We start from the raw sequence: 5,023 nt of genomic DNA, 5'->3' as shown, positions 1-5,023 counted from the left end.
TCGTCGGGGGCGGGGAGGATGACGGTGCGCATCAGTTCACACCGTCATGCTGAACCGGTTTCAGCATCCATGCGGCCCACCTGGTCCGTGCTCTGACGTCTCGCATGAACCCTGAAACAAGTTCAGGGTGACGAGGGTTGCGGGCCGTCACAGATCGGCATCATCGTGCGGTGATGGCCGGCATTCCCGCGATGTACGCGCGCACCAGGCTTACCCCCTCCGCGTGAGGCAGTGCGCGGCCGATCTCGGGCATCGCGACGCCGGGTTCGGTCGACTCCATGCGGTGGAGCAGGATCGACGCGTCGGGTCGGCCCGGCGCGATCGCGAAGTCGCGGCCGCCCGAGCCGCGTCCCGCGGCCACGGGGCGCTTGAGCACACCGCGTGCTGTACCATCCGGCTGCTTCCAGTCGAGGAGCAGCCCGGAGTTGGACGCCGCCCCCTTCGCATTGTGACAGTGCGCGCAGTTGACCTCCAGATACGCCGACGCGCGGGCCGCGACCGGAGCGGCAGGGTCGTCCCAGCGCGCCAAACGCGGCGCGTCGGCGGGCAGGCGGTCCATCAAGCCGGCCGCGTGCCAAGCCTGCAACTGCCGTCCGTCGTTGAGGTTTCGCGCGGTGGGGCCGAGCGGCGTGATCGCGCCCGAGAGCCCATGACAATCCTTGCACTGGTTCTGGTTGGGCACCGCGTAGCTGATCGTGCGCCGGGCGCCGGCCGGGTCGGTGAAGGTAACGGGCAGCCGCGTGCCGGCGCGCTTGAGCACCGCGTCGGTCCCGGCGGCGTTCCACACGTACGGCAGCGCCACCCAGCCGCTGGCGCGGCGCAGCAGGACGCGCGTCTCCAGCGGCGTGAAGCCGCCCGCCTGCTCATAGCCGAAGGTCTTGATCAACGCCGCGCCGATGGGAAGGCCCAGCGTGGCGTCCGGGCGGTAGGTCGCGCGGGTGCCGGCGGGGAGGTACAGGTAACGCTGCTTTTCCGAATAGTCGGAGAAGAGCGGCGTGTTGAGCGTGTAGAGAGTCACGCGCGTGGCGGGGGTGCGGGCGCGCAGGTCGGTGAAGAAGCCGTAATCGCTGAGCGCGGCGGGATAACTGTCGCCGGTGATCGCGACGTCGGACACGCCGCCGCCCGTGTCACGCGCGGCGGTCGCGCCGATGACGAGAACGCACGCGGCGATCACCGCGCCAGCTGCATCCCCCAGTCGGTTCACCGCGCCGCGCGCTCCATGCTCGCCGGCAGCACCACGGCGGCACGCTCCGGCAGCGCCGGCGCGTTCAGCTCGACGGGCGCAGGCTTGGCGGTCTCCATCGCGGCGCCGCGCGCGAGGCCGAGGCTGAGCACCTTGGCGTCCGCCACGCGCAGACCTTCGGTGGCGGCACCGTCCCACAGCACCGCCGGAATCGAGCCGCCGAATGCTGCCGCGAGTTGCGCCCCACCGGGTAGCTGCGGCGCAAAGCCGGCGCGGCCGTGCCGGTTGCCCGACACCTGCACGCGGCGCGGCAGCGGGTTGTACTTGGCGTCGGAGAACTTGTCGCGATAGGCGACGATCATCACGTTCGCGGTCTGGTTGCCCGACAGCTCATTGCCCCGCACCCACACCCCGTCGTTCGCCATCACCAGCACGCCGGTGCCGGTGCGGACCGAGGCGACGATATTGCCCGCAGGCGCGAAATTAGGGGTGTCGTTGTCGATGACGCGATTGTCGAACACCCGCACATCGCCACCGTTGCCGCGCGGCAGATTGGGCAGGTCGAAGATCAGGATGCCGCCGGTATTGTGATGCGCGAGATTGCCGTGGACGTCGGCGCGGCGCGAGTTCTCGATCTCGATGCCGGCGACGTTGCGCACGGCCGTCGAGTTGCGAACGATGATGTTCTCGCTCTGGCCGACATAGATGCCCGCATCCGACGCGCCCTCGACAAACACGCCGTCGATCAGCACGTCGCGGCTCTCGACCGGGTAGATGGCGTAGGCGCCGTTGGTCGCTTGCGGTCCGCCCGTCCAGCGCACCGACAGTGCCTTGTAAACAATGCGGTCCGCGCCCTTGGACTTGATGCCGTCGCCCTTGGCGTCCTCGACACCGAAATCGCGCAGCACGACATCATCAGATGTCACCAGCAGCCCTTCGCCCGCACCCTGCTGGCCCTTGAACGACAGCACGGTCGCTTTCGCGCCTGCACCGCGCACCGTCACGCGGTCGACGGCAAGCGACAGGCCATCGGTGAGCTCGTATCGGCCGGCACCAATCCGCACCGTGTCGCCCGGCTTCGCGTCGAGCAGCGCTTCCTGCAATCGCTCCTGTGCATTGGGGCCGGCGGCGACGGTCAGTGTCTTCGCGGTGGCGGGGACGGCAAGGGTCAGCGCCACGAGTGCAAGCACGGCCTTCATCGCATTCTCTCCCGTTAGGCCGCGAACAGTTCCAATTGCTGCTTCTTCGGCGCGACCAGTGGCCGCAACTCCGCCTTGTCCGATAGCGCCACGGGACGCCAGTCCGCCGCGACGATGAACGGGCGCAGTTTGGCGATCGAGACGGTCAGCCGCGCGACATCGTCCAGCCGCAGCTTGCGCCACCGACGGCTGGTGAGGATGTTGGCGACCGCCTTCACGCCCAGGCCGGGCACACGCAGCAGATCCTCGCGCGGAGCCAGGTTCACGTCGACGGGGAAACGCTGGCGGTGCTTCAACGCCCAGGCGAGCTTGGGATCGATATCCAGCGGCAGCATGCCGGTTGCGTCGTCGGCGGCGGCGACGACCTCGTCGGGCTGGAATTCGTAGAAGCGCATCAGCCAGTCGGACTGATACAGCCGGTGTTCGCGCATCAGCGGTGGGCGGCTGAGCGGCAGCACCGCGCTGGCGTCCGGGATTGGGCTGAAGGCGGAGTAATAGACGCGGCGCAGGCCGAACTGGCCGTACAGCGACGAGGCGCGGCGGACGATGTCGCCATCGGTAGCGGCGTCCGCGCCGACGATCATCTGCGTCGACTGGCCGGCGGGGGCGAAACGGGGCGCCGCCTTGTACCTCTTCAACGCATCCTTGTTGTCGAGGATCGCCGACTTGTTGGCCGCCATAGCGCCCTCGATGCGCAGAGCGGATTTCTCCGGCGCGAGCCTGGTCAGCCCGGCGACGGTGGGCAGCTCGACGTTGATGGACAGGCGGTCGGCGTGCAGCCCAGCCTGATGAACGAGCGCCGGATCGGCGTCGGGGATGGTCTTGAGGTGGATGTAGCCGCGGAAATGATGATCCTCGCGCAAGCTCCGCGCGACCTCGACCATCTGCTCCATCGTGTAGTTGGAGGACCCGATGATGCCCGACGAGAGGAACAGCCCCTCGATATAGTTGCGTTTGTAGAAGGAAATGGTGAGGTCGACGACCTCCCTGGCGGTGAACCGCGCGCGCCGCACGTTGCTGCTCTTGCGGTTGATGCAGTAATGGCAGTCGAAGATACAGCTGTTGGTCAGCAGGATCTTGAGCAGCGAGATGCAGCGCCCGTCGGGCGCATAGGCATGGCAGATGCCCATCCCCTCGGTCGACCCCAGCCCCTTGCCGTCGCGGCTGTTGCGCTTGGCGGTGCCCGACGACGCGCACGACGCATCGTATTTGGCGGCATCGGCGAGGATCGCCAGCTTTTCGCGAGTGTCGAGCTGCGCCATGACGTTCGATATACGTTCCCGTCGAAATCGCACAAGTCGGCCGGATCTCAAGGGCTGTACGTTTAGGGGTTTTTCTTTGACTCCGCCGCGACTTGGCGAAGGAATGACAACCTAGATTATGTCCAGCGCGGATGAGCCGGAGACGAGATGCTGAACCGTGGCGTGCTGACCAGGGAGCATGAGGAGATCGATGCACTCGCCGCCCATTTGGGCGGGTGCTTACGGTGCTGCGCCGCCGGATCACACGCGAGAAGCGCGAACTCCACCCGATGATGAAAGGACTGATCAGCCGGTCCCGACGAGCGTTTCCGCCGACCGGAGATCGACCGACACCAGCCGGCTGATGCCGGCTTCGATCATGGTGACGCCGAACAGCCGGTGCATCCGGCTCATCGTCACGGCGTTGTGCGTGACGATCAGATAGCGCGTGTCCGTCTCGCCGGCCATGCGATCGAGCAGGTCGCAGAAGCGCTCGATGTTGGCGTCGTCGAGCGGCGCGTCGACCTCGTCGAGCACGCAGATCGGCGCCGGGCTGGTGAGGAACAGCGCGAAGACCAGCGCGATCGCGGTCAGCGCCTGTTCGCCGCCGGACAGCAGCGTGAGCGACTGGAGACGCTTGCCGGGCGGCTGGACCATGATCTCCACCCCCGCCGCGAGTGGATCGTCCGAATCGACCAGCGCGAGGTGCGCCTGTCCACCATCGAACAGTGTCGTGAACAGACGGCGGAAGTGACCGTCGACCGCTTCGAAGGCGGTCTGGAGGCGCTGGCGCCCCTCGCGGTTGAGCGCGCCGATCGAACCGCGCAGGCGGTGGATGGCGTCGCCAAGCTCCGCGCGCTCGCCCGCGACGCCCAGCGTGCCCGCCTCCAGTTCGGCCAGTTCGCTCTCGGCGACGAGATTGACGGGGCCGAGCCGCTCGCGCTCCAGCGTCAGCCGTTCGAGGGTTGCCGATTCGACGGCCGGCTGGCCAACGTCGGCGGGGGCGAAGCCGAGCCGATCGGGCAGCAAGGGGGCAGGGCAGGCAAAGCGTTCGCCCGAGACGCGACCCATCTCGACGCGGCGCAGCTCTTGCGCCTCGACGCGTGCGAGCACACCGGCACGGGTCTCGCGCAGCGCCGCCAGCGCCTGTGCGGCGTCGCGATGGGCGGCATCGGCGGTGGTGCGGCGGGCTTCCGCCGCGATCTCCGCGGTCTGCGCGGTCCGCGCTGCGACCTGGAGCGCGTCGTGCTCGCCTGCAGCGGTGAGGATCGCGTCGCGCAGCGCCTCCGGCCGGCCGGTGAGCGCCGCCCGTGCCTCGATGAGGTCGCGATCGCGCCGGTCCGCGTCGGTGACCCGCCGCGCCGCCTCGCCTGCGCGCGCGCGCCAGTTGCGCGCGTCCG

The 5,023-nt window shown here is 68.5% G+C and carries 3 protein-coding genes and 1 pseudogene; all 4 read right to left on the bottom strand.

All coding sequences use genetic code 11. The annotated features are described in order from the left end of the window. Positions 1 to 160: 160 nt before the first annotated feature. Complete coding sequence (locus JWN21_RS07195; protein ID WP_299647712.1) at positions 161 to 1,204, bottom strand: SO2930 family diheme c-type cytochrome; 1,044 nt, start codon at positions 1,202 to 1,204, stop codon at positions 161 to 163. Then, positions 1,201 to 2,382, bottom strand: a complete 1,182-nt coding sequence (locus tag JWN21_RS07190) for a parallel beta-helix domain-containing protein (RefSeq protein WP_299647710.1) — start codon at positions 2,380 to 2,382, stop codon at positions 1,201 to 1,203. The genes JWN21_RS07195 and JWN21_RS07190 overlap by 4 nt, the downstream gene beginning before the upstream one ends. A gap of 14 nt (positions 2,383 to 2,396) precedes the next feature. Next, entirely contained in the window at positions 2,397 to 3,644 is a 1,248-nt protein-coding gene (locus tag JWN21_RS07185) for a putative DNA modification/repair radical SAM protein (protein WP_299647708.1), read from the bottom strand. Between the two features lie 285 nt (positions 3,645 to 3,929). Then, positions 3,930 to 5,023, bottom strand: a pseudogene (locus tag JWN21_RS07180) (chromosome segregation protein); the annotation flags it as partial.

The organism is Sphingomonas bacterium, assembly GCF_028292945.1.
Classification (GTDB): Bacteria; Pseudomonadota; Alphaproteobacteria; order Sphingomonadales; family Sphingomonadaceae; genus Sphingomonas.
This window is presented reverse-complemented; position numbering and strand designations above follow the sequence as displayed.

Bases quoted from the DNA above. Each gene is read 5' to 3' on its own strand.
- JWN21_RS07190 (WP_299647710.1), bottom strand. From the start codon at position 2,382: ATGAAGGCCGTGCTTGCACTCGTGGCGCTGACCCTTGCCGTCCCCGCC.
- JWN21_RS07185 (WP_299647708.1), bottom strand. From the start codon at position 3,644: ATGGCGCAGCTCGACACTCGCGAAAAGCTGGCGATCCTCGCCGATGCC.